The following is a 22,697-nucleotide window of genomic DNA, read 5'->3' on the forward strand; positions in this document are numbered from 1 at the left end:
TCCGATGCCCGCCCTTCCCGAACGCATGCAGCCTGGAATGCCATACCCGCTCGGTGCCACGTGTGACGGCATGGGAACCAACTTCGCCGTGTTCTCCGCCCATGCCGAGCGCATCGAGCTATGCCTTTTCGATCCGTCGGGCAAGCGTGAAATCGCACGCTACGAACTGCCCGAGTGCACCGACGAGATCTGGCACGGCTACCTGCCGCGCGTCCGCGGCGGCACGTTGTACGGTTTCCGCGCCTATGGCCCCTATGCTCCCGAAGAAGGGCATCGTTTCAATCCCAACAAGCTGCTGCTCGACCCGTATGCGCGCCTTCTGCACGGACAGGTGCGCTGGTCGGATGCGCTGCACGGTTACCGGGTTTCGTCGCCGCGCGCCGACCTCTCGTTCGACCGGCGCGACAGCGCGGCGGCGATGCCCAAGGCCGTGGTCGTCGACGAACCGATGCACTGGACCCACGGCAACCGGCCGCACACGCCGTGGAATGAGACGGTGATCTACGAGACCCACCTGAAGGGTTTCACACGCACCTTGAAGCGCATCCGCCAGCATGAGCGCGGTACCTTCATCGCACTGGCCGATCCCTATGTGATCGACTACCTGGTGAAGCTCGGCATCACCGCCGTGGAACTCCTTCCCGTGCATGCCTTCCTGCAGGACCGCCGCCTCACGGAGATGAAGCTGCGTAACTATTGGGGCTACAACACGCTGGCCTTCTTCGCCCCCGAACCGGCCTATCTCGCCGAGGGCGCGCTGAACGAGATCCGCGCGGCGGTACAGGCGCTGCACGCGGCCGGCATCGAAGTGATCCTCGACGTGGTCTACAACCACACCTGCGAGGGGAGCGAACTGGGTACCACCATGTCGTTCCGGGGCCTCGACAACAAGAGCTACTACCGGTTGATGCCGGACAATCCGCGCTATTGCATCAACGATACCGGCACCGGCAATACGGTGAACACCGCGCATCCAAGGGTGCTCCAGCTGGTGATGGATTCCTTGCGCTACTGGGTGCAGACCTTCCATGTGGACGGCTTCCGCTTCGACCTGGGGGTGAGCCTGGGCCGTGAGGAGCATGGCTTCGACCCCTGTTGCGGGTTGTTCGACGCCATGCGCCAGGACCCGGTGCTGGCGAACGTGAAGCTGATTTCCGAGCCTTGGGACATCGGGCCCGGCGGTTACCAGCTGGGCAACCATCCGGCGGGCTTCGCGGAGTGGAACGGCCAGTTCCGCGACGACGTCCGCAAGTTCTGGAAAGGCGATTCCAACATGCGCGGCGCGCTTGCCGGACGCCTGCAAGCCTCCGGCGAACTGTTCGATCATCATCGGCGCAAACCCTGGTCGTCGGTGAATTTCCTCACCGCGCATGACGGCTTCACGCTGGAAGACCTGGTCAGCTACAACGACAAGCACAACGAAGCCAATGGCGAGGACAACCGCGACGGAGGCAACGACAACGAAAGCTACAACTACGGGGTGGAAGGTCCCACGGACGATCCCGGTATCCGTACCGCGCGCGATCGCGCCAAGCGCGCCATGCTCTCCACGCTGTTCTTCTCCCACGGCACGCCCATGCTGCTGGGCGGCGACGAGTTCGGCCGCACGCAGCAGGGCAACAACAACGCCTACTGCCAGGACAACGAACTGTCCTGGTATGACTGGAAACTGGCCACGGATGAACGGGGCAGGGAGCTGACCGACTTCGTCGCACGCCTCGTCCGCCTTCGCGAAAAGCACCCGACGCTGAGGGCTGCGCACTTCCTGCGCGGGGACACGGAGGTGGCCCCGGGCATGCGCGAGGTGACCTGGTTCGACGAAAGCGGCACGGAGATGACCCAGGAGACCTGGGGATACACGGAGGGCCGCCTGCTGGCGCTGCGCCGCGCGCAGGCGTACGGCGAAAAGCGTGCCGACGTGACCCTGGTCCTGATCAACGCCACGCCCGAGAAGCACGTGTTCCACCTTCCCCAGCCGGCGGTGAACTGGCGGATGAGCTGCAACAGCGCCATGCCGACGGCGCCGGAAACGCCCTGGAGCGAGCCATCGATCGAGGTGGAAGGACGCAGCGTGATCCTCCTGACCGCGTCGGTGAGGACGGAGCCGGCATGAGCGACACCTTCGTCCATGCGATGCCGTATGGCGCCAGGCACCTGGGCGACGGCCGCACCCGTTTCAGGCTCTGGGCTCCCGACGTGGACGCGGTGTCGATCGAATGCGACGACGGCCATGTCTCGCCGATGCGCGCGCTGGACGACGGCTGGTTCGAATGCGTGTTTCCAGCCGACGTGGGTTGCGGCTATCGCTTTCGCATCGGCGACGACGTGGCGGTGCCCGATCCCACTTCGCGCAGGCAGGTCGGTGGCGACGTGCACGGTTTCAGCATGGTCACCGATCCCGCCGGGTACGCATGGCGGCACGCCGGCTGGCATGGCCGACCATGGCACGAAACCGTGATCTACGAGCTGCACGCGGGTGCGCTCGGCGGATTCCATGGCGTGGAGATGGTCTTGCCGCACCTCGCTTCACTGGGTATCACCGCCGTCCAATTGATGCCCATCGCCGAGTTCGCGGGTGAACGCAACTGGGGCTATGACGGCGTATTGCCCTTTGCCCCGGCGGACGCCTATGGCTCACCCGACGACCTGAAGTCGCTGGTGGACACGGCGCACGGCCTCGGGCTGATGATCTTCCTCGACGTGGTCTACAACCATTTCGGACCGGAGGGCAATTACCTCGGCGCGTACGCGTCGCCGTTCTTCGACGAATCGACGCACACGCCGTGGGGTGTGGCCATCGGCGTGGCGACGCCGCAGGTGGGCGATTACTTCGTGCACAACGCGCTGTATTGGCTGCAGGAGTTCCGTTTCGATGGCCTGCGCTTCGATGCGGTGCACGCGATCGGCAATCCCGGTTGGCTGGTGACGTTGGCGGACCGCGTGCATGCCGCCGTGGAACCGGGGCGTCATGTCCACCTCATTCTGGAGAACGAAGCCAACCAGGCCAACCTGCTTGGCCGCGGGCGGTTCGACGCGCAGTGGAACGACGATTTCCACAATGCGCTGCACGTGCTGCTGACCGGCGAGAAAGAGGGTTATTACGCGCATTACCACCCGCCGATGGACAAGCTGCTGCGCAGCCTGCGCGAAGGCTTCGCTTTCCAGGGCGAACCGATGGGCGGCCGCCGCCGCGGCGAGCCCAGCGCTCACCTGCCGCCGTCGCGGTTCGTGAACTTCCTGCAGAACCACGACCAGGTCGGCAACCGTGCGTTGGGAGACAGGCTGAGCACGCTCGTTTCCCCGGAAACGCTCGAGGCCGCGCTCGCGTTGCTCCTGCTGTCGCCTTTCGTACCCATGTTGTTCATGGGCGAGGAATGGGCCAGCCGGACACCGTTCCTGTTCTTCACCGATTTTCCCGATGAAGACCTGCGCGAGGCCGTGCGCAATGGCCGGCGCAAGGAGTTCGACGCCTTCACCGGATTCTCCGGCGAGGACATTCCCGATCCCAACGAATACGCCACGTTTACCGCGTCCATCCCCGTGAGGGATCGCGAGCGCGGCGATGTGCGCCGGACGCTCGTGCGGGAACTGATCGCCTTGCGCCAGAAGCATATCGCGCCACATATCGAGGAGGCACGCAGCCTCGGCGCCGAGGAAGCCGGTGAACGCGCTTTCGTCGCGTCCTGGTCGTTGGGCGGCTCGTCGCTCACGTTGTTCGTCAATGTCGGCGACGCCGACGTCACTTTCGCGAAGCCACCATCGCCGTCTGCGGCCTGGTTGCATGGCGATGCCGCCGATGTCGCTTCCGTGTCGCGCGGCCTGCTTCCCGCCCGCCGCACGCTTGCCTGCCTGGAGTCCTGATTCGTGAACGAGCCCCTCGACGACCGCCTCGCGTTACTGGCCGAACAGGCCGGGATCGACGTGAACTGGCGCGACGCCCTCGATCGGCCGCAATCGACCCCGGCGCGAACGGTGCGGGCCGTCCTGCAGGCCCTGGGGCTGCCGGCGGATAACGCGGACGATGTCGAGGCGAGCTTGCGGCGCATCGAGGAAGAACGCAGCGGCCGGCAACCGCCGAGGCTGCTGACCGCCGAAGCGGGTGGACAGGTCGAGCTGCCGGCGGCGGCACGCGGCCGGTCGTGGAAGATCGTGACGGACGAAGGCGGCCGGATCAGCGAGGGTGCGTTACCCTCCGGTGAACGACTTGTCGATGCGCCGGCCGTGCCGGGCTACTACACGTTGTTGATCGACGAGGAGCCGATCACGCTCGCCGTCGCGCCACCGCGCGCTTTCGGCATCGGCGACATCGCCTCGGCCCATCGGCCCTGGGGTATCGCCGTGCAGATGTCCAGCCTGCGCCGTCCCGGTGACGGCGGCATCGGCGATTTCACGGCGCTGGAACTGTGTGCGAAAGCGGCTGCGGAGAAGGGGGCGGACGCGCTTGCGATCAGCCCGCTGCATGCGTTGTTCGCGGCCGCTCCCGAACGCTACAGCCCTTATGCGCCGTCGAGCCGCCTGTTCCTCAACGGCTTGTATATCGACCCGGCGCGGACCAGTGGCGAACAGACCGTGCGCGCGGTGATCGATACGCATAACCTGCGCCAGGAACTGGCCGAACTCGAATGGCTCGAGTTGATCGACTGGCCGCGCGCCGCGCGTGCGCGGATGACGATCCTCCGTTCCGTGTTCGAGTGGGCGTCGGTGGATATCGTGCACGCGGAGCGATTCGCCGCGTTCCGGCGCGAGCAAGGCGAACCGCTCGAGCGCCACGCACGTTTCGAAGCATTGCATGCCGACTTCACCGCGCATGGGCGCGCGGGGGGATGGCAGGGATGGCCGGAGGCGTTCCATGATCCGGCGGGCCTCGAGGTGGCGGCGTTCGCTCGCGAACACGCCCGTGAGGTCTCGTTCCACGCCTGGTTGCAATGGCTCGCCACGCAAGGCCTGGAGGGTGCGCAGAAAGCCGCGCGCGACGCAGGCATGGCGATCGGCCTGGTGGCGGATCTCGCGGTGGGTGCCGATGCGGGCGGCAGCCATGCGTGGGCACACCAGAAGGAAGTGCTCAACGGCCTGTCCGTGGGCGCGCCACCGGATGCGCTCAACCGGCTGGGCCAGGATTGGGGGCTCACCACGTTCTCGCCGCGTGGCTTGCGCGAGACCGGCTTCAAGGGATTCATCGGCATGCTGCGCGCCGCGCTGGCCCATGCCGGTGGCGTGCGTATTGATCACGTGCTGGGATTGAAGCGCCTGTGGATGGTGCCCCGTGGCGCGGGCGCGACCGAGGGCGCTTACGTGCGTTATCCGCTCGGCGACATGTTGCGGCTGATCGCGCTGGAATCGCATCTGCACCGTGCCATCGTTATCGGCGAAGACCTGGGCACCGTGCCGACCGATTTTCGCCAGACGATCGCCGACCAGGGTGTCCTCGGTATCCGCGTGCTCTGGTTCGAGCGTGCCGCGGACGGCGGCTTCATCGCTCCGACGGAATGGTCCGGCAAGGCCATGGCGACGACCAGCACGCACGACGTGCCGACGGTGGCGGGATGGTGGAGCGGGCGCGACGTGGAGTGGCGCAAACGCACGGGGCTCGACAATCCCGATGTCGACGAGGCGGCGCAGCGTGAGGTCGAGCGGGTGATGCTCTGGCGGGCGTTGTTCGCGTCCGGCTCCGCATGGAACGAGGACCCCCCGCCCGCGCCGGACGATATCTCGCCCGTGGTCGTCGCGGCGGCCCGGCACGTATCGCTGGCACCCGCGCCCCTGGCGATCTTCCCCGTGGAAGACGTCCTGGGCCTGCACGAACAGCCGAACCTTCCCGGTCCCACCGACGCGATCCATCCCAACTGGCGCAGGCGAATGCCCGATTCGTCGTCACGCCTGTTCGATGGCCCGATCGCCCATGCCGTATGCGCCGTGATCGACCAGACCCGGCATCGGGCGTGAGCGCTCCGCGTGCGCTCGCGCGCCTGCAGTTCCATGCGGGCTTCACTCTCGATCATGCGATCGACGTCGTCGGCTACTACGCGCGCCTCGGCGTGAGTCATCTGTATGCCTCGCCTATCCTGCGCGCGCGGGCCGGTTCCACCCACGGCTACGACGTCGTCGATTGCCATCAGGTGAATCCGGAGATCGGCGGGGAGGATGCCCTGCGTCGTCTCGTCGCGAGCCTGCGTACCCACGGCATGGGCCTGATCCTCGACATCGTGCCCAACCACATGGGCGTGGGCGTCGAAAACGCATGGTGGATGGACGTGCTTCGGCATGGACGGGAAAGCCGATACGCGGGGTATTTCGATATCGAGTGGCAGGCGCCCGATCCGTTGCTGAAGGGGCGTCTGCTGTTGCCGATCCTCGGCGCGGGTTATGAGCAGACCCTGCGCGAGGGCCATGTACGGTTGGTGCGACGGCGCGACGAGTGGATGCTGCGGGTCTATGACGATCGCCTGCCGCTTTCGCCGGCTACCTCGGCGACGTTGGGCGAGGAAGCGCAGGCCGTGCATGATCCTGAGACGGACGAGGGAAGGGCGGCGCTGCATGCGTTGATCGAACGGCAGCACTATCGCCTGGCGTTCTGGAAGCTCGCCAGCGACATGGTCAACTACCGCCGCTTCTTCGACATCAACGAGCTGGCCGGCTTGCGCATCGAGCGGACAGCCGTCTTCGAAGACACGCACAAGACGATTTTCCGGCTGTACGCGGAGGGCCTGATCGATGGTGTGCGCTGCGACCACGTCGATGGGTTGGCCGATCCGCGCCGTTACTGCCGCCAGTTGCGTCACCGGCTCGAGACACTGCGCGCGAAGCGTCCACCGGACGCTCCGCGCGGTGCGGCCTACCTGGTGGTGGAGAAGATCCTCGCGCCGGACGAGACCCTGCGCCTCGATTGGCGCACCGATGGCACCACCGGCTATGAATTCATGGACCAGGTGTCGGCCGTACTGCACGACGAAAACGGCGAGGCGCCGCTGACGGGCCTGTGGCGCAAGCTCACGGGCGAGAGCACGGACTTCGGAACTCAAGCGGTACGTGCGCGACGGCAGATCCTCGTGGACAGTTTCGAAGCGGAACTGGACCGTACGGCGCGAGCCCTGTTCGCCGCGGCGCGTGCCGACATCGCGACACGGGATGTATCGCTGGCCGCCATCCGCCGCGTGCTGGTGGAACTGCTCGTGCATTTCCCGGTGTATCGCACCTATGCGGGGGGTGTTGGCCGCGATGCCTATGACGAAGCGGTGTTCGCGCGGGCCGTCGAGGGTGCCCTGCGTACCATTCGTCTCGAAGACAGCGAGTTGCTGCATCTCGTCGCGCGATGGCTCGGCGGCGAAGCGCCGCGCTCGTTGCCGCCGGGTCCGGTGCGCCGCGCCCGCGAAAGGGCCATGGCGATGTTTCAGCAAGCCACTTCGCCGGTGGCCGCCAAGGCCGTGGAAGACACCGCCGGCTATCGCTATGGCAGGCTGCTGTCGCGCAACGAGGTGGGCGTCGATGCGGCGAAGCTGGCGATCGCTCCGGAACATTTCCACCGCCACTGTGCGGAGCGCGCCGCCACGCTGCCGTACAACCTGCTGGCTACCGCCACCCACGATCACAAACGAGGCGAAGACCTTCGCGCGCGCCTGGCCGTGCTCTCCGAAGTGCCCCAACGGTGGATCGTGACGGTGGATCGCTGGCGCTCCCGTCACTCCGTGTTCCGTCAGCGCGCGGACGGGCGGATGGCGCCATCGGCGGCGGATGAACTGATCCTCTACCAGATGCTGGTCGGGGCATGGCCACATGGGCTGTCGCCGGACGACGTGGACAGCGTGGAACGCTTCGCCACACGCATCGCCGCGTGGCAACGCAAGGCCTTGCGCGAAGCGAAGCGCTGGACCCGCTGGACCTCGCCGAACGAGCCGTACGAGGACGCCTGCGAGGATTTCCTGCGCAGCGTTCTCTCGGGCGAATCGGCGGCGGAAGTGGCGGCCTTCGCGGGTTACATCGCCGTTCCCGGGGCGGCCAACGGACTGGCTCAGGCCGTCCTGCGGCTGACGACGCCGGGCGTGCCCGACCTCTACCAGGGCACGGATTACTGGGACTTCAGCCTGGTCGATCCCGACAATCGCCGTCCCGTCGATTTCCTGGCCCGGGCTGTCTCCCTCGAACGCGACGCCGCGCCGTCGGACCTGTTGCCGGCATGGAAGGATGGCTCGATCAAGCAGGCGGTGATCGCCCGTTTGCTGCGGTTGCGCCAGGCCCATCCCGACCTGTTCGCGCGGGGGAGCTATCGGCCGCTCATGGCCGAGGGCCCCGCGGCCGGGCATGTGCTGGCCTTCGTCCGCGAATGGCGGGGCCAGCGGCTAATGGTCGCCGTGGCGCGGCACACCGCCGGGTGGCTGGGTGGGACGGAGACGCCTGCGATTCCCGCAGGGCGGTGGGAGGGGACGTCGTTGCGCTTGCCCGAAGGCCCCTGGGCCGGGGTGCTGGACGAAGGCCGGCTGGAAGCGACGGCGCCAGGGCGGGGCAGCCCGACCGGGGCGGCGACCGTGTTCGGCGAATTGCCGGTTGCGGCCTGGATCTCGCCCGGCGCTCCGTAGGATCGCCGATGAATCGGCTCCCACAATGAGTCCTGCCGTTTCACGAGCCACTCGATAACAGCCACCGGTTCGATGGGCCTGACCTATCTGGTGGGAGCCGACCCTGTCGGCGATGGGTGCTTGCCATGACATGGCCCGCTGCCGCGGGATCGCCGACAAGGCCGGCTCCCACCGGGCGGTCCTCGCCTGGTGTGGGAGCCGCTTCAGCGGCGATACCCGCCCCCTCAACCTCCCAGCGACTTCACCAGCTCGATGTAGTCGCGCATCGCCTCCTCCCGAGGCACGCCCTTCAGCGCCGCCCAGGCCTCGTACTTCGCGGTGCCCACGAAATCGAAGAAGCCGGGCTTGTCGCCGTGGATGTCGCCCTCGGAGCCCTGTTTATAAAGGGCATAGATACGCAGAAGGGTATCGTTATCGGGTCGTTGGCCAAGACGGGTGAGGTCCAGGTAAGCCTGCTCGAACTGGCTCTGGAGGTGGTCGGACATGGAACGCTTCAACCCGTGGCGCATAGAGGTTGGGGGCTTGTAGCACGGCCCCCGGGGGCTGTCCATGGGCCGGTTTCGGGTGGCCGACGCGATATCATGGGTGTTTCGCGAACGAGGTTGATCCCATGGCCCATCCGGCTGCCGTCCCCGTGCTGACCATCGACGGCCCGTCCGGTTCGGGCAAGGGCACCATCAGCCGCCTGGTGGCTGAACGGCTCGGCTGGCGCCTGCTCGATTCCGGTGCCCTTTACCGCGCGGTGGGCTATGCGGCGGGGGAGGAGGGCATCGACCTCTCCGACGCCGATGCCGTCACCCGATGCGCGCAGACCGTGAAGATCCGCTTCCAGGCCAGCCCGGACGGCGGCGAGACCCGGGTGCTGGTGAACGGCCACGACGCCACGGACGAACTGCGCACGGAAACGGCAGGGGCGGCGGCTTCGGCCATCGCCGTCATCCCCTCGGTCCGCCAGGCCCTGGTGGACCTCCAGCACGGTTTCCGCAAGGCGCCGGGCCTGGTGGCGGACGGGCGGGACATGGGGACGGTGATTTTTCCCGATGCCGCCCATAAGTTCTTCCTCACGGCCAGTGCCGCCGAGCGCGCGAAAAGGCGCTATAAGCAGTTGAAGGATAAGGGCCTGAGCGTTACACTTACCATTCTCCAACGAGAGATCGAGGCACGTGACGAAAGGGATGCGTCGCGGCCGGTCGCCCCGTTGAAGCCCGCCGAGGGCGCCGTGGTGATCGATACCACCGGCATGCCGATCGAGACGGTGGTGGAAAAAGTATTCGCCGTGGTGCGCCCCTAGGCGCGTCCGGCACAACCCCTGTGCACGCTGTGTGCGCAGGATATTGGCAACGGTGCAGGGTGGTTTCCCAACAGGCTTCCCCCATGCGCCCACGACCGGTGGGTCCCCCGTCCGCTTGCGCTCGAGAACCGAGGCAGACGCCGGGTACGACCTTTCATAACCCTGGAATCAACATGACTGAAAGTTTTGCCGAACTGTTTGAACAGAGCCAGCAGGCCATTTCCAAGCTGAAGCCCGGCTCCATCGTCACCGGTATCGTTGTGGAAATCCGCAACGACGTGGTGGTGATCAACGCCGGCCTGAAGAGCGAAGGCATCGTCCCCATCGAGCAGTTCAAGGACGAGTCCGGCGCGCTGGAAGTGGAAGTGGGCGACGAGGTCAAGGTCGCGCTCGACGCGCTCGAAGACGGCTTCGGCGAGACCAAGCTCTCCCGTGAGAAGGCCAAGCGTTCGATGGTGTGGGACGACCTCGAGCAGGCGTTCGACAAGGAAGAGACCATCACCGGCAAGATCTCCGGCAAGGTCAAGGGCGGCTTCACGGTCGACATCAAGGACGTCCGCGCATTCCTGCCGGGTTCCCTGGTCGACGTGCGTCCGGTCCGCGATCCGGTCTACCTCGAGGGCAAGGACCTCGAGTTCAAGATCATCAAGCTCGATCGCAAGCGCAACAACGTCGTCGTCAGCCGCCGCGCGGTCGTCGAGACGGAGTTCTCGGAAGAGCGCGAGAAGCTGCTCGAACGCCTGACGGAAGGCGCGGTCGTGAAGGGTGTGGTGAAGAACCTCACCGATTACGGCGCGTTCGTCGACCTCGGCGGCATCGACGGCCTGCTGCACATCACCGACATGGCGTGGAAGCGCGTGCGTCACCCGTCCGAAGTCGTCAACGTCGGCGACGAGCTGGACGTCCGCGTGCTCAAGTACGACCGCGAGCGCAACCGCGTGTCGCTCGGCCTCAAGCAGCTCGGCGACGACCCGTGGGTCGCCATCGCCCGCCGCTACCCGGTCGGCAGCCGCCTGTTCGGCAAGGTCTCCAACGTCACCGATTACGGCTGCTTCGTCGAGATCGAGCCGGGCGTCGAAGGCCTCGTGCACGTCTCCGAAATGGACTGGACCAACAAGAACGTCAACCCGGCCAAGGTCGTGCAGGTCGGTGACGAGACGGAAGTCATGGTCCTCGACGTGGATGAAGAGCGTCGCCGCATCTCCCTCGGTATCAAGCAGACCCGCTCGAACCCGTGGGAAGCGTTCGCCGCCATGCACAAGAAGGGCGACAAGGTGTCCGGCCAGATCAAGTCGATCACCGACTTCGGCATCTTCATCGGCCTGGAAGGCGGCATCGACGGTCTCGTCCACCTGTCCGACATCTCGTGGCAGGCATCGGGTGAAGACCTCGTGCGCAACTTCAAGAAGGGCGACGAAGTCGAGGCCGTGGTTCTGGCCGTCGATCCGGAGCGTGAGCGCATCTCCCTCGGCATCAAGCAGATGGAGCAGGATCCGTTCGGCCAGTTCATGGCCACGAATCCGCGCGGCACGGTCCTGACCGGCACGGTCCGTGAAGTCGACGCCAAGGGTGCGGTCGTGGATCTCGGCGAAGGCGTCGAGGGCTACATTCGCGCGAACGATATCGCCAAGGAGCGCGTGGACGATGCCACGCAGTACCTGAAGGTCGGCGATGCGGTCGAGGCGAAGTTCACCGGCATGGATCGCAAGGGCCGTCAGCTCCAGCTGTCGATCCGCGCGAAGGACGAGGAAGATCTGGCCGATACCATGGCCGACTACCAGTCCGCCGCTGGTGGCACGACCAAGCTCGGCGCGCTCCTGAAGGAACAGATGAACAAGGCCGACTAACCGTCGGGCGAGGGGCGGCCGTGCCGCCCCTCGCTGTTGTTTGACAGATTAGCGTCAGCTTCGAGAACCACCAGGGGACCCATGACAAAGTCGGAACTGATCGAGGCGCTGGCGCGGCGCCAGACCCACCTTGCCTTCAGCGACGTGGAACTTGCCGTCAAGAGTGTGCTCGAGCAGATGAGCCACGCCTTGTCCACGGGTGAACGTATCGAGATCCGCGGCTTCGGCAGCTTCGCATTGCACTTCCGCCCGCCGCGCATGGGGCGTAACCCCAAGACCGGCGAAGCGGTAGCTCTGCCGGGCAAGCACGTACCGCATTTCAAACCCGGCAAGGAATTACGCGAACGCGTAAACCTTATCGAGGAAACCGACGCCGCGCATTGACGCGGCGTTTTTTTTGGCGCTTCGTCCGGCTCGGCTTCGCCCTCGCATTCGCCGTTGTGCGTGGCGGGGGAGCTGCCGGGCGTCCCCCTCGGCGCGCCAGGCGGCGCCGTCCCTTGGGGAAGGAAGCCGCTGCGCGGCCGTGTTTGATGGCTTGCGCCCCTTCGGGCTCGGACGGTCGGGCGGGGGTTTTCGATTCGGCTCCTGCCTCAGCGAAAACGATCGGCCGTCCAGGCCGATCCCCTGCGGGCCTTGTCCGCCCAGCCGTCCTCGGTGCCTCATGTCGCGCCGAGGGGGACGCCCGGCAACTCAGTCACGACTGCGGTGGGTTGAGGCGAAAGAGCGAAGGTCGCCGGACACCGCAGCGCATACCGCATACCGCACACGGAACACCGCGATACATCGCCAAGCACCGCACCCTGTTGGATCGCCATACCCTGGTGGGAGCCGACTCTGTCGGCGATCCCGCGGCAGCGGGCCCGGTCGAGGCAAGCACCCATCGCCGACAGAGTCGGCTCCCACCAGAGCGACGGCCACCCGAATGGCGGGTGCTGCTTGTGCCGAGCAACCAACACCCTCGTCCCAGGCACCCAGTCCTGAACGTGCCGCCGAAGCTGTATGAAAAGCCAACCGCACCGCACCATGTTATTCAGGATTCGGGTAGAGTCGCCGAATGCGTCTGCTAGCCATCATCTTTCTCTTGCTGTTCATCGCCGCCGGAATCGTCTTCGGCGCCCTGAATGCCGACCTGGTGCCGTTCGACCTCGGCTTCACCCAGCTGTCCCTGCCCAAGGGCGGGGCGATGCTGGTGGCCGTGCTGGTGGGATGGATCCTTGGCGGGATCACCGCGTGGCTGGGAACGTCGTTCGCCCATCGAAGGCGCCGGCGCAGTCGCGGCGAACGCAAGGCGGACACCGCGACGGCCGCATGAATCCGATCTGGTTGCTGGCGCTCGTTCCCCCACTAGCTTTCGCCTGCGGCTGGTGGCTTGCCCGTCGAAGCCACGTGAGGCGCTCCGGAGAGCGGGTCAACGAGCTTTCCTCCGATTACTTCCGGGGCCTGAACTACCTGCTGAACGAAGAGCAGGACAAGGCGCTCGAGGTCTTCCTGCGCCTGGCGGAATACAACCGCGACACCGTCGAGACCCATCTCGCGCTGGGCAATCTCTTCCGCAAGCGCGGCGAGGTCGACCGGGCCATCCGCCTGCATCAGCACCTGGTCTCGCGCCAGGGACTCTCCGATGAAATGAAGACGGTGGCCTTGCTCGAACTGGGCGAGGACTACATGCGGGCCGGCCTGCTCGACCGGGCGGAAACACTGTTCTCCGACCTCGTGGCCATGGATGCGCTGGCACCATCGGCATTGCGTCACCTCATCGCCATCTACCAGCACGAGCGCGAGTGGCACAAGGCCATCGATCATGCGCGTCGGCTGGAGACCATGACCAGCGAGGACGAGTCGGCGATGATCGCCCAGTTCTATTGCGAACTCGCCGAGCAGTCGCGCCAGCACGGCGCGCGCACCGAGGCCCGCGAGTACGTCAAGGAAGCCTTCGCGTGCCAGCAGGACTGCGTCCGCGCGCACATGATCGCCGGTCGCCTCTCCTCGGAAGACGACGAACTCGATCCGGCGATCGCCTCGTACGAGGCTGCGATCGCGGCGGATATCGCCTTCGTTCCCGAGATCCTGCCGCCGCTGCTCAACTGCTATGCACGCTCGCAGCAGATGGATCGCGCCGAGACGTTCCTGCGCGAGATCATGGAGCGCTATCACGGCATATCGCCCGTGCTGGCACTGACCCGGCTCTACGAGGGCAGGGACGGCGAACGGACGGCTATCGATTTCCTCACGGGGCAATTGCGTAAACGTCCGTCCGTGCGCGGCCTGATGGCGCTGATCGACGCGACGATGGACAAGGTCTCCGGCGAGGCCCGTGAGAACTACCTCATCCTGCGCGACCTGACGCGCAAGCTGCTCGAAGGGCAGGCGATGTACCGCTGCAGCCGCTGTGGCTTCGGCGCCAAGGCGCACCACTGGCAGTGCCCGAGTTGCAAGAGCTGGGGCACGGTCCGGCCCATCCACGGCGTCGCCAACGAATGACGGGCACAGTCGCGAGCGCCGGCTCCTTGCTGATCGGCTGCGCCCTGGCCGCCTTCCTTGTCTCCTTCGCCAGTGTGCGCGTCGCCATCGCCTATGCGCATCGTCGCGGCATGCTCGACGTGCCGGGACGGCGCCGCTCGCACACGATGCCGACCCCCCGAGGCGGCGGCATCGGCATCCTCGCCGGTGCGCTGGCGGGCATGCCGGCGGCGTTTCTCCTCCTGCCGGGCTCACCCGGGGCGGCGGTCGTCGGCGCTTTCACCGTGGCGGTGATCGCCGTGGCGGCCATCGGTTGGCTGGACGACCACGGCTCGCTACCGATCAAGCCTCGCCTGCTCATCCAGCTGGCCGCCACCCTCCTGTTCTGCGTCGCGGTGGCGACCGGTACCGCCAGCCTGCTCTGGTCCTTGCCCTTGCTGGTGGCCGGCGTCTGGTGCATCAACCTGCACAATTTCATGGACGGGATCGACGGCCTGGCCGCGCAGCAGGCGATGTACTTCGGGGCGGCCTCGGCGGCCCTGGCCTGGGCCGCCGGCAATCCGGCCATCGCCGGTGCCGCCCTTGCCCTGGCCGCGGCGGCGACGGGCTTCTGGTGGTTCAACCGCTCTCCGGCCCGGATCTTCATGGGCGATGTGGGTAGCGGCACCGTCGGCCTCATGGTTTTTGCGATTTCCGCGACATTATGGGCTTTTCGTACGAATCTGCTCTGGCCGGCGCTGATTTTCTCCTCCGCCTTCGTCATCGACGCGACCTTGACATTGCTCGTGCGAATGCTGCGCGGTGCGCGCTGGTACACTCCGCACCGCGAACACCTTTACCAGTGGCTCGTGAGGCGAGGGGCGTCACATCGGAAGGTAGCCGCGGGCTACTTCGCATGGAACGTGCTCCTCTGCGTTCCCGTCGCATGGATCGCGTTCCGCTCGCCAGCGGCGGCGCCCCTGTGCACGGGAGCGGTGTACCTGTTGGGAGCAGCGGTCTGGCGTACTGGCAAGCGAACCTGCTTGCGTCGAAGGGAGCGACATGTTTCTGCGTAAGTTCATCGGCATCATCCACCCCCGCACGGCGGTCGTCGCGCACGACCTGGCCATGGCGGCGCTCGCATGGTGGATCGCGAAAGCCCTGCGCTATGCCCTGATGCCGGACCTCGCACCGGTCACGTACCTGCCGATGGAGTTTCCCATCGTGCTGCTGGTGCAGGGCGCGGTATTCAACTGGACCGGCCTCTACAAGGGTGTCTGGCGGTTCGCCAGCCTGCCCGATCTCTGGAACATCATCCGCGCGACCGTGATCGGCGCGTTGATCATCGGCCTGGCCATGGTCATGTATGCGCGCCTGGATGGCGTGCCCCGTTCGGTGCTGCTGGTGTACCCGGTGGTGCTGGTGGTGCTGCTCGGGCTGCCCCGGCTCAGCTACCGTTTCTGGAAGGACAGCCGCATCGACCTGTTCCAGTCGGCGCCGACCAAGCGCGTGCTCATCGTGGGCGCCGACCGGGCGGGCGAAGCATTGTCGCGCGACCTTCGCCGCGACAGCCGCTACAGCGTCATCGGCTTCGTCGACGACAACCTCGCGCTGCGCGGCGCGCAGATCGGTGGCATCCCCGTTCTCGGCACGGTGGACCAGCTGGCCGAGTTGTCGAAGGCCGTGGCGGTGCAGATGCTGCTGATCGCGGTGCCCGGAGCGACCACGGCGCAGATGCGCCGGATCGTGGCGTTCTGCGAAAGCACCGGCTTGCCGTTCCGTACCGTGCCGCGCCTTGAGGATGTGGTCGCGGGGCGTGCGCAGTTCAACGAGATCAAGGAAGTGGCCATCGAGGACCTGCTCGGCCGCGACGCGGTGGAGCTGGATTGGACGGCCATTCGCGAGAACATCAGTGGCCGGCGCGTGCTCGTGACCGGTGGCGGCGGCTCGATCGGCTCGGAGCTTTGCCGTCAGGTGGCGCGCCTGGGCGCCAACTCGCTCACCGTCGTCGAGATGTCCGAGTACAACCTGTACCGCATCGGCCAGGAGTTGACCTCGGCCTATCCGGAGTTGATCTTCAACGGCGTGCTGGCCGATGCGCGCGACGCTACCGCGGTCAACCGCCTGTTCGAGGAAACCCAGCCGCAGATCGTCTTCCACGCCTCGGCGTACAAGCATGTGCCGATGCTGCAGGGACAGCTGCGCGAGGCCTTCCGCAACAACGTGCTCGGCACACGCATCGTCGCCGATGCCGCGGTGCGCTGCGGGGCGGAATCGTTCGTGCTGATCTCCACCGACAAGGCGGTGAACCCGACCTCGGTGATGGGCGCATGCAAGCGCATGGCCGAGATCTGGTGCCAGAACCTCGCAGCGCATACTTCGACACGTTTTATCACCGTCCGCTTCGGTAACGTACTGGACTCCGCCGGTTCGGTGGTCCCGCTGTTCCGCAGGCAGATCCGCCAGGGCGGCCCGGTGACGATCACGCACCCGGAGATCTCGCGCTACTTCATGACCATTCCCGAGGCCTGCCAGCTGATCCTTCAGGCGGCCAGCCTTGGCAAGGGTGGTGAAATTTTCGCGCTCGACATGGGCGATCCCGTGAAGATCCGTGACCTCGCCGAGCAGATGATCCGTCTGGCCGGCAAGCGTCCTGGTTCCGACATACAGATCGTCTATACCGGACTGCGATCGGGCGAGAAGTTGTTCGAGGAACTGTTCCACCCACTGGAGAACTACACCAGCACGACTCACGCGAAGATCTTCCAGGCACAGCACCGCCAGGTCTCGTGGGAAATGTTGCAGATACAGCTGGCGCGCGCCGAGGAGGCCGTGGCCGTGTTCGATGAAGAAACCCTGCGTCGGTGCGTGTCGCAGCTGCTGCCTTCCTTCCGCTGGAGCGAGCCGCAGACCGACAACGTGCTGCCGCTACGCCGAAACGAAAGTGGAGACAACGCATGACCCAACCCCTGCGCAAGGTCGTATTTCCCGTCGCCGGTCTCGGTACGCGCTTCCTTCCCGCGACCAAGGTGGTGGCCAAGGAAATGCTTCCCGTGCTCGATCGTCCGCTGATCCAGTATGCAGTGGATGAAGCCGTCGACGCGGGTGCCGATACGCTGGTGTTCGTCACCAATCGCTACAAGCATGCGATCGCCGACTATTTCGACAAGGCCTACGAGCTGGAAGAGAAGCTCGCGGAAAAGAACAAGGAAGAGCTACTGTCGATCCTGCGTGGCATCCTGCCGCGTCACGTTCGCTGCGTGTTCGTCACCCAGCCGGAAGCCCTCGGCCTTGGCGACGCCGTGCTTCGCGCCGCACCCGTCGTGGGCGACGAGCGTTTCGGCGTGATGCTGCCGGACGACCTGATCTGGACCAAGGGCAAGGGCGCGTTGCGCCAGATGGCCGAAGTGGCCGATGCCAACGACGCCGGCGTGATCGCCGTCGAGGAAGTGCCGGAGAACGACACCGACAAGTACGGCATCGTCGACACCAGCGAACAGCTCAGCGACCGCGCATCCGTGATCACCCACATGGTGGAAAAGCCGAAGCCCGCGGATGCGCCCTCGAACCTCGCCGTGGTCGGCCGCTACGTGCTGCCCAGCGGGATCTTCGAGTACCTGCGCAACACCAAGGAAGGCGCCGGCGGCGAGATCCAGCTCACCGACGCCATCGAGAACCTGCTCAAGGACAAGGGCAAGGTGCTGGCCTATCGCTTCGAAGGCACGCGCTTCGATTGTGGCAACAAGGCGGGCCTGGTCCGCGCCACGATGGCCATGGCGTTGGAAGATCCGAAACTGGCGCCGATCGTGCGCGAGTTCGCCAACAAGGCGTAATCGCCATCGCCGACAGGGTCGGCTCCCGCCAAAGCCGGGAACATCAGCATCCGGCAGCACTTGACCGTGCCTAAATGGTGGGAGCCGATTCTGCCGGCTTATTTCGTCGGCAAGGTCGGCAGGAACTTCGGGCGGCGGAAGGCGTTGGTTTTCCGCTCCACGCCGTAGGCGATCGCGATCAGGGTAGGTTCGCTCCACTTCGCGCCGAAGAACACCACGCCGACCGGCAATTCGTGTGCGAATTCCACCGGCAGCGTGATCGATGGGTAACCGGCGATCGCGGCCGGCGCGGAGACGCCGCCCACGGTCGGGTCGCCGCTCACGACGTGATCGCCCAGCACCAGGTCGTTGACGAAGGCAGGACCCCAGCTCGGTGCCAGCAAGGCGTCGAGATGGTCCTTCGCCAGTGCCGCGTCGATGCCCTCCGGACCAGCGAGCCGCTTGTTGGTGTCGCGCATCTGGATGTACTTCGGATCGTCCATGCCACCCTTCGCCTGCGCGGCAAGGAACAGCTCCTGGCCGAACCAAGGCATTTCCCGCGCCGCCTCGCGCTGGTTGAACGCTATGAGGTCGGCCAGCGTCTTCATCGGCTGATCGGGACGCGTGGCGAGGTAGGCCTGGATGTCGTGCTTGAACTCGAACAGCAGCACGTCCAGTTCGTTGTCGCTCAGTTCCTTCAGGTGCGGAATCTCCACCGGGTCGATCACCGTCGCGCCTTGTGCCTTCAGCAGGGTGATGGTGGTTTCCAATGCATGGTCCGCGTTCGGTTCGATGCCTGCCAACTGGCGCACCACGCCGATGCGCTTGCCGCGCAACGCGTCCGGGTCGAGGAATTTCGTGTAGTCGGTGGCGTGCTTGTCCGCCTCGGCCGTGGCTGGATCGCGAGGGTCGCTGCCCGCGATGGCGCCGAGGACGGTCGCCGCATCCGCCACGCTGCGCGCCATCGGGCCCGCGGTGTCCTGGCTGTGCGAGATGGGAATGATGCCGGCGCGGCTGACCAGCCCCACCGTCGGCTTGATGCCGACCAGGCCGGTCATGGCGGCGGGGCAGATGATTGAGCCATCGGTTTCGCTGCCGATCGCCACGGTGGCGAGGCCCGCGGCCACGGCGGCACCCGAACCGGCACTGGAACCGCAGGCGTTGCGATCGAGCACATAGGGATTGACGGTGAGGCCGCCACGCCCGGTCCAGCCGCTGGTGGCGTGGTTGGAGCGCATGTTCGCCCATTCACTGAGGTTGGTCTTGCCCAGGATTACGGCGCCCGCCTTGCGCAAGCGAGCGGCGACGCCCGAGTCGCGAGGCGCGGGCTTGCCCACGAGCGCCAGCGAACCCGCCGTCGTCATCATGCGGTCGCCCGTGTCGATGTTGTCCTTCAGCAATATCGGGATACCTGCCAGCGGACCGGTCTTGCCGCTCTTGCGCGCGATAGCGAGTGCATCGGGATTGGTCTCCAGCACGGAATTGATCGTGGGACCGGCCTGGTCGATCGTCGCGATGCGCTCGATGAAGAGCCGGGTGAGACCTTCGGGCGTGAGCACGCCGGATGCATACGCCTGGCGAATCGTGGCGATCGAGGCGAAGGCATCGTCCTCGCCGGCATCGCGGGCGGCGACGGTGCCGCCGGCCAGCATCAGTGCGACGGCGGCGGCGAGGGCGGCAGGCTTTGACCAGACATGCGGCATGTGACGTTCCCCTTGGCGGATCGGACGGCAGGTCGCGTCAATCTTACCCGCGCGACGCCCGGCTATACTGCATCGACGCCGTGCCCGCTCGTTATCCGGCGGGCGTAGCCCACGTTATCCAGGGAGTCCCACATGCGATGTCTCGTCCGCCGGCTCGCCATCGCGGCTGCCGTGCTCTGCGCCTCACCGGCGATGGCCGGCGATCCGCCGGCCGTGCCCGACACCCTGGTCCAGCGCATCGCCGCCTGCACGAGTTGCCACGGTGAACATGGCGAAGGTGGCGACAACGGATTCAATCCACGCCTCGCAGGCAAGCCGGCTGGCTACCTGCACCGCCAGATGCAGGATTTCCAGCGCGGGCTGCGCCACTACGACATCATGGAATACACGGTCGCACCGCTGACCGACGGATACATGCGCGAGATCGCCGAGTACTTCGCCATGCAGGAGGTGCCTTATGCGCGGCACCCGGTGCCGGCGACGACGCCCGCGGCCATGGCGCGCGGTGAGCAACTGGTCATGAAGGGCGATCCCTCCCGAGGTGTTCCCGCCTGCATGGCCTGCCACGGGCCGAACCTGACCGGTGTGCAGCCGGACATTCCCGGGCTGGTCGGCTTGCCGTACGACTACATCAGCGCGCAGTTGGGATCGTGGCGAACCAATACGCGCAGTACCGTGGAACCCGATTGCATGGCGACCATCGTCAGCCGCTTGAGCGACGCCGACATCAGCGCGGTATCCGCCTGGCTGGCACAGCTTCCGGTTCCCGCCGATGCGCATGCGGAGCCCGCAGGAAGCGTGAAGCCACCGTTGCGTTGCGGCGTACTGGGAGGCTGATCCATGACGACGATATACCGCCTTCTCGCACTGTTCTCGCTGGCCCTGGCCAGCACCGTCAGCTTCGCCGACGATGTCGCGCAGCGCGGCCAATACCTCGCCACGATCGGCGATTGCGCCGCCTGCCACACCGCGCGCAATGGCCAGCCCTTCGCTGGCGGCCGCGTGGTGCCCACGCCTTTCGGCGCCATTCCCGCACCGAACCTCACGGCCGATCGTGATACCGGACTCGGTGCATGGAGCGCCGAGGACTTCTACCGCGCCATGCACTCGGGCAAGGGCCACGACGGGACCTCGCTATACCCGGCGTTTCCCTTCACCTCGTATACGAAAGTCACGCGGGTCGACACGGATGCCATCTTCGCCTATCTGAAGACGCTGCCCGCCGTGCGGCGCGCGAACACGGACGACACGCTGCGTTGGCCCTACAGCATGCGTTCGTTGATGGGGCCATGGCGCACCCTGTACTTCAGTGAGGGCGAGTTCCAGCCGGACGCCGGGCGTTCCGCGGCATGGAACAGGGGTGCGTACCTCGTCCAGGGGCTAGGTCATTGCAACGAATGCCACGCGCGCCGCAACAGCTTCGGCGCGATGGTCGACGATCCCTTCCTCGCCGGAGGCATCGTGCCCGTACAGAACTGGTATGCGCCCGACCTGTCGATGGGTGCGGGTGGCGGCCTCGCCGGATGGACCGAAGCCGACGTCGTCGCCTTGTTGAAGACCGGGCGCTCGCGCAAGGGCGCGGCCATCGGACCCATGGCCGAGGTGGTGATGCGCAGCACCCAGCACCTGAGCGATGGCGATCTCGCTGCCATGGCCACTTACCTCAAATCGCTGCCCGCGCGCGATCCGCCGCGCATGCGCGAGTCGGGCGCCGACGCACGCGACCTCGCCCAGAGGGGACGCACGGTCTACGCGGAACAGTGCGCGGATTGTCATGCCGCCGACGGACGCGGCAAGGGTGAGGCCTATCCGCCACTCGACGGCAATGGCTCGGTGACCGATCCCACCGGCATCAACGCGATACGCATCGTGCTCACCGGCGGGTTCGCCCCGGCCACGGTCGCGAATCCGCGACCGTATTCGATGCCGCCGTTCTCGCAGAAACTCAGCGATGACGACGCGGCCGCCGTGGTGACCTATATCCGGCAGGCCTGGTCGAACAAGGCTCCCTCGGTGTCACCCAACGATGTCCGTGCCTATCGTTCGGTCCCCGGCGGCTGAGCGGCGACGATATCCGCCAACGCCTGCCACACGCGGATATCCCATGATCGCCTTGCCTGCCCGGAAGGCGAGGGCAGCACGAAGGCGGGAACGCCAGCGAACGGAACCGGCTGCAATCCATAGGTGATCCCCTTGCCGAGCGCCGATAGTCCCGCGTGCTTGCTGGTGAAGGCGATCACCCGCGGCGCGTAATGTTCGATCTTGCTGCGCAGGGCGGCGACATCGAAGGCGTCGACCGGAAGCTCGGCGTCGTTGCCGTAGTGAAACTTCGAAAGATCGGTCAGGCCGATGCCGAACCCCGGCAGCAAGGGGTATTCCGCAGGCGCGAGCAGGCGGGGCGTCAGGCCCACGGCGAAGAGCGTCCGCCAGAACATGTTGCCGGGATGGGCGTAATAGGTGCGCTCGCGTGCCGAGCGCGTCCCGGCGGCGGTACCGCAGATGACCAGGCGCAGCCCTGGTTGCAGCAGGTCTGGCAGGACGAAGGCTTCAGTGGTGAGGCGGGTAGCCATGGCCCACTTTACCTCGCCCCTGCTGCGTCACCCTTCCGAGTGGATGCCTGATCTTGCGCATCCGTGGACGCGTTTCGCGCTCGCCGTGGTGCCGGCCTTCCTGCGCGGCTTCGCCCTGCGTACGAGTGGGGCAGGGTGGAGGAAATCACCAGACAATTCAAAGATCCTGGGCTCGGCGATGCAATTGCGTGCGTTGATGAGTTCATCGAACTCCGGCAAGTCGTGGTACCTGCGCTGCAAGGTTCGCGAAGGGTTGATCGACTATGTAAGGCGGGAGTTCCCGGACTTCCTTCCGCGTGTCCGCGGCGAGATGGTGAGCGACGTTCGCATGGCCGACGCCGGCACGCCTGCCTTCGGACGTCGGATGACGTTCACGCGACGCTGAGTGGCCATGAGATAACGCGACAAGCGATGTCCTCTCACGGCGTGCTAGCGTCACGCCGCAAACCGATCCCTGTCTTTCGA

General features: G+C 66.2%; 18 protein-coding genes. 15 read left to right on the top strand and 3 right to left on the bottom strand.

Features of this window, described 5'->3' with window-relative positions; translation table 11 throughout:
- The first annotated feature begins 37 nt into the window (after positions 1 to 37).
- From glgX to treY, 4 genes are read left to right on the top strand one after another with little or no spacing between them, the layout of a single operon-like run.
- The gene (gene glgX / locus ACN9M2_RS07200) at positions 38 to 2,113 is read left to right on the top strand and encodes a glycogen debranching protein GlgX (protein WP_426287418.1); all 2,076 of its coding nucleotides are present in this window, start codon (positions 38 to 40) and stop codon (positions 2,111 to 2,113) included.
- The gene (treZ, locus tag ACN9M2_RS07205) at positions 2,110 to 3,861 is read left to right on the top strand and encodes a malto-oligosyltrehalose trehalohydrolase (protein ID WP_426287419.1); all 1,752 of its coding nucleotides are present in this window, start codon (positions 2,110 to 2,112) and stop codon (positions 3,859 to 3,861) included. The genes glgX and treZ overlap by 4 nt, the downstream gene beginning before the upstream one ends.
- A 3-nt stretch (positions 3,862 to 3,864) precedes the next feature.
- A complete protein-coding gene (gene malQ, locus ACN9M2_RS07210; RefSeq protein WP_426287420.1) occupies positions 3,865 to 5,943 on the top strand; it encodes a 4-alpha-glucanotransferase in 2,079 nt (692 codons plus the stop codon).
- Positions 5,940 to 8,570, top strand: a complete 2,631-nt coding sequence (gene treY / locus ACN9M2_RS07215; protein WP_426287421.1) for a malto-oligosyltrehalose synthase — start codon at positions 5,940 to 5,942, stop codon at positions 8,568 to 8,570. The genes malQ and treY overlap by 4 nt, the downstream gene beginning before the upstream one ends.
- 224 nt (positions 8,571 to 8,794) lie before the next feature.
- Here treY and ACN9M2_RS07220 read toward each other — a convergent pair whose 3' ends face one another.
- The gene (locus ACN9M2_RS07220) at positions 8,795 to 9,055 is read right to left on the bottom strand and encodes an acyl-CoA-binding protein (protein WP_426287422.1); all 261 of its coding nucleotides are present in this window, start codon (positions 9,053 to 9,055) and stop codon (positions 8,795 to 8,797) included.
- A 125-nt stretch (positions 9,056 to 9,180) separates the two neighbouring features.
- On the opposite strand from ACN9M2_RS07220, the gene cmk reads away from it, so the two are divergent.
- The 8 genes from cmk to galU all read left to right on the top strand — a co-directional run bounded on the left by cmk (position 9,181) and on the right by galU (position 17,980).
- Positions 9,181 to 9,861 (top strand): (d)CMP kinase, encoded by a 681-nt coding sequence (cmk, locus tag ACN9M2_RS07225; protein ID WP_426287423.1) that lies wholly within the window; start codon positions 9,181 to 9,183, stop codon positions 9,859 to 9,861.
- A 173-nt stretch (positions 9,862 to 10,034) separates the two neighbouring features.
- Positions 10,035 to 11,708: a 30S ribosomal protein S1 gene (rpsA, locus tag ACN9M2_RS07230; protein ID WP_306847662.1), complete on the top strand. Its 1,674-nt coding sequence runs from the start codon at positions 10,035 to 10,037 to the stop codon at positions 11,706 to 11,708.
- Positions 11,709 to 11,789: 81 nt separating this feature from the next.
- Positions 11,790 to 12,092: an integration host factor subunit beta gene (locus ACN9M2_RS07235; RefSeq protein ID WP_426287424.1), complete on the top strand. Its 303-nt coding sequence runs from the start codon at positions 11,790 to 11,792 to the stop codon at positions 12,090 to 12,092.
- 670 nt (positions 12,093 to 12,762) lie between these two features.
- Positions 12,763 to 13,020: a LapA family protein gene (locus ACN9M2_RS07240; RefSeq protein WP_426287425.1), complete on the top strand. Its 258-nt coding sequence runs from the start codon at positions 12,763 to 12,765 to the stop codon at positions 13,018 to 13,020.
- The gene (gene lapB, locus ACN9M2_RS07245; protein WP_426287426.1) at positions 13,017 to 14,189 is read left to right on the top strand and encodes a lipopolysaccharide assembly protein LapB; all 1,173 of its coding nucleotides are present in this window, start codon (positions 13,017 to 13,019) and stop codon (positions 14,187 to 14,189) included. Before ACN9M2_RS07240 ends, lapB begins: the two co-directional genes overlap by 4 nt.
- A complete protein-coding gene (locus ACN9M2_RS07250; RefSeq protein ID WP_426287427.1) occupies positions 14,186 to 15,223 on the top strand; it encodes a glycosyl transferase family 4 in 1,038 nt (345 codons plus the stop codon). Before lapB ends, ACN9M2_RS07250 begins: the two co-directional genes overlap by 4 nt.
- Positions 15,210 to 17,108, top strand: a complete 1,899-nt coding sequence (locus ACN9M2_RS07255; protein WP_371024905.1) for a polysaccharide biosynthesis protein — start codon at positions 15,210 to 15,212, stop codon at positions 17,106 to 17,108. Before ACN9M2_RS07250 ends, ACN9M2_RS07255 begins: the two co-directional genes overlap by 14 nt.
- Positions 17,105 to 17,980 (top strand): UTP--glucose-1-phosphate uridylyltransferase GalU, encoded by an 876-nt coding sequence (gene galU, locus ACN9M2_RS07260; RefSeq protein WP_426287428.1) that lies wholly within the window; start codon positions 17,105 to 17,107, stop codon positions 17,978 to 17,980. The genes ACN9M2_RS07255 and galU overlap by 4 nt, the downstream gene beginning before the upstream one ends.
- 98 nt (positions 17,981 to 18,078) lie before the next feature.
- On the opposite strand, the gene ACN9M2_RS07265 is transcribed toward galU, so the two are convergent.
- Positions 18,079 to 19,662, bottom strand: coding sequence for an amidase (locus ACN9M2_RS07265; protein WP_426287429.1), 1,584 nt, complete (start codon positions 19,660 to 19,662; stop codon positions 18,079 to 18,081).
- A gap of 132 nt (positions 19,663 to 19,794) precedes the next feature.
- On the opposite strand from ACN9M2_RS07265, the gene ACN9M2_RS07270 reads away from it, so the two are divergent.
- Together ACN9M2_RS07270 and ACN9M2_RS07275 are read left to right on the top strand one after the other, a co-directional pair.
- Entirely contained in the window at positions 19,795 to 20,499 is a 705-nt protein-coding gene (locus ACN9M2_RS07270; RefSeq protein WP_426287430.1) for a c-type cytochrome, read from the top strand.
- 3 nt (positions 20,500 to 20,502) lie between these two features.
- Positions 20,503 to 21,723 (top strand): c-type cytochrome, encoded by a 1,221-nt coding sequence (locus ACN9M2_RS07275; RefSeq protein WP_426287431.1) that lies wholly within the window; start codon positions 20,503 to 20,505, stop codon positions 21,721 to 21,723.
- Here ACN9M2_RS07275 and ACN9M2_RS07280 read toward each other — a convergent pair.
- Positions 21,699 to 22,232 carry a mismatch-specific DNA-glycosylase gene (locus ACN9M2_RS07280; RefSeq protein ID WP_426287432.1) on the bottom strand — a complete coding sequence of 178 codons (534 nt, stop codon included), beginning with the start codon at positions 22,230 to 22,232 and terminating at the stop codon, positions 21,699 to 21,701. The genes ACN9M2_RS07275 and ACN9M2_RS07280 overlap by 25 nt on opposite strands.
- Between ACN9M2_RS07280 and ACN9M2_RS07285 the strand changes: the two genes are divergently transcribed.
- Positions 22,231 to 22,617 carry a hypothetical protein gene (locus ACN9M2_RS07285; RefSeq protein ID WP_426287433.1) on the top strand — a complete coding sequence of 129 codons (387 nt, stop codon included), beginning with the start codon at positions 22,231 to 22,233 and terminating at the stop codon, positions 22,615 to 22,617. The genes ACN9M2_RS07280 and ACN9M2_RS07285 overlap by 2 nt on opposite strands.
- Positions 22,618 to 22,697: the final 80 nt, after the last annotated feature.

It is taken from the genome of Luteibacter sp. E-22 (assembly GCF_049913125.1).
GTDB lineage: Bacteria > Pseudomonadota > Gammaproteobacteria > Xanthomonadales > Rhodanobacteraceae > Luteibacter.

Excerpts from the sequence above, each read along its gene's own strand:
- glgX (WP_426287418.1), top strand. The coding sequence starts at position 38 with ATGCCATACCCGCTCGGTGCCACGTGTGACGGCATGGGAACCAACTTC.
- treZ (WP_426287419.1), top strand. The coding sequence starts at position 2,110 with ATGAGCGACACCTTCGTCCATGCGATGCCGTATGGCGCCAGGCACCTG.
- ACN9M2_RS07220 (WP_426287422.1), bottom strand. The coding sequence starts at position 9,055 with ATGTCCGACCACCTCCAGAGCCAGTTCGAGCAGGCTTACCTGGACCTC.
- cmk (WP_426287423.1), top strand. The coding sequence starts at position 9,181 with ATGGCCCATCCGGCTGCCGTCCCCGTGCTGACCATCGACGGCCCGTCC.
- rpsA (WP_306847662.1), top strand. The coding sequence starts at position 10,035 with ATGACTGAAAGTTTTGCCGAACTGTTTGAACAGAGCCAGCAGGCCATT.
- ACN9M2_RS07235 (WP_426287424.1), top strand. The coding sequence starts at position 11,790 with ATGACAAAGTCGGAACTGATCGAGGCGCTGGCGCGGCGCCAGACCCAC.
- ACN9M2_RS07240 (WP_426287425.1), top strand. The coding sequence starts at position 12,763 with ATGCGTCTGCTAGCCATCATCTTTCTCTTGCTGTTCATCGCCGCCGGA.
- lapB (WP_426287426.1), top strand. The coding sequence starts at position 13,017 with ATGAATCCGATCTGGTTGCTGGCGCTCGTTCCCCCACTAGCTTTCGCC.
- ACN9M2_RS07250 (WP_426287427.1), top strand. The coding sequence starts at position 14,186 with ATGACGGGCACAGTCGCGAGCGCCGGCTCCTTGCTGATCGGCTGCGCC.
- ACN9M2_RS07255 (WP_371024905.1), top strand. The coding sequence starts at position 15,210 with ATGTTTCTGCGTAAGTTCATCGGCATCATCCACCCCCGCACGGCGGTC.
- galU (WP_426287428.1), top strand. The coding sequence starts at position 17,105 with ATGACCCAACCCCTGCGCAAGGTCGTATTTCCCGTCGCCGGTCTCGGT.
- ACN9M2_RS07265 (WP_426287429.1), bottom strand. The coding sequence starts at position 19,662 with ATGCCGCATGTCTGGTCAAAGCCTGCCGCCCTCGCCGCCGCCGTCGCA.
- ACN9M2_RS07270 (WP_426287430.1), top strand. The coding sequence starts at position 19,795 with ATGCGATGTCTCGTCCGCCGGCTCGCCATCGCGGCTGCCGTGCTCTGC.
- ACN9M2_RS07275 (WP_426287431.1), top strand. The coding sequence starts at position 20,503 with ATGACGACGATATACCGCCTTCTCGCACTGTTCTCGCTGGCCCTGGCC.
- ACN9M2_RS07285 (WP_426287433.1), top strand. The coding sequence starts at position 22,231 with ATGGCCCACTTTACCTCGCCCCTGCTGCGTCACCCTTCCGAGTGGATG.
- ACN9M2_RS07280 (WP_426287432.1), bottom strand. The coding sequence starts at position 22,232 with ATGGCTACCCGCCTCACCACTGAAGCCTTCGTCCTGCCAGACCTGCTG.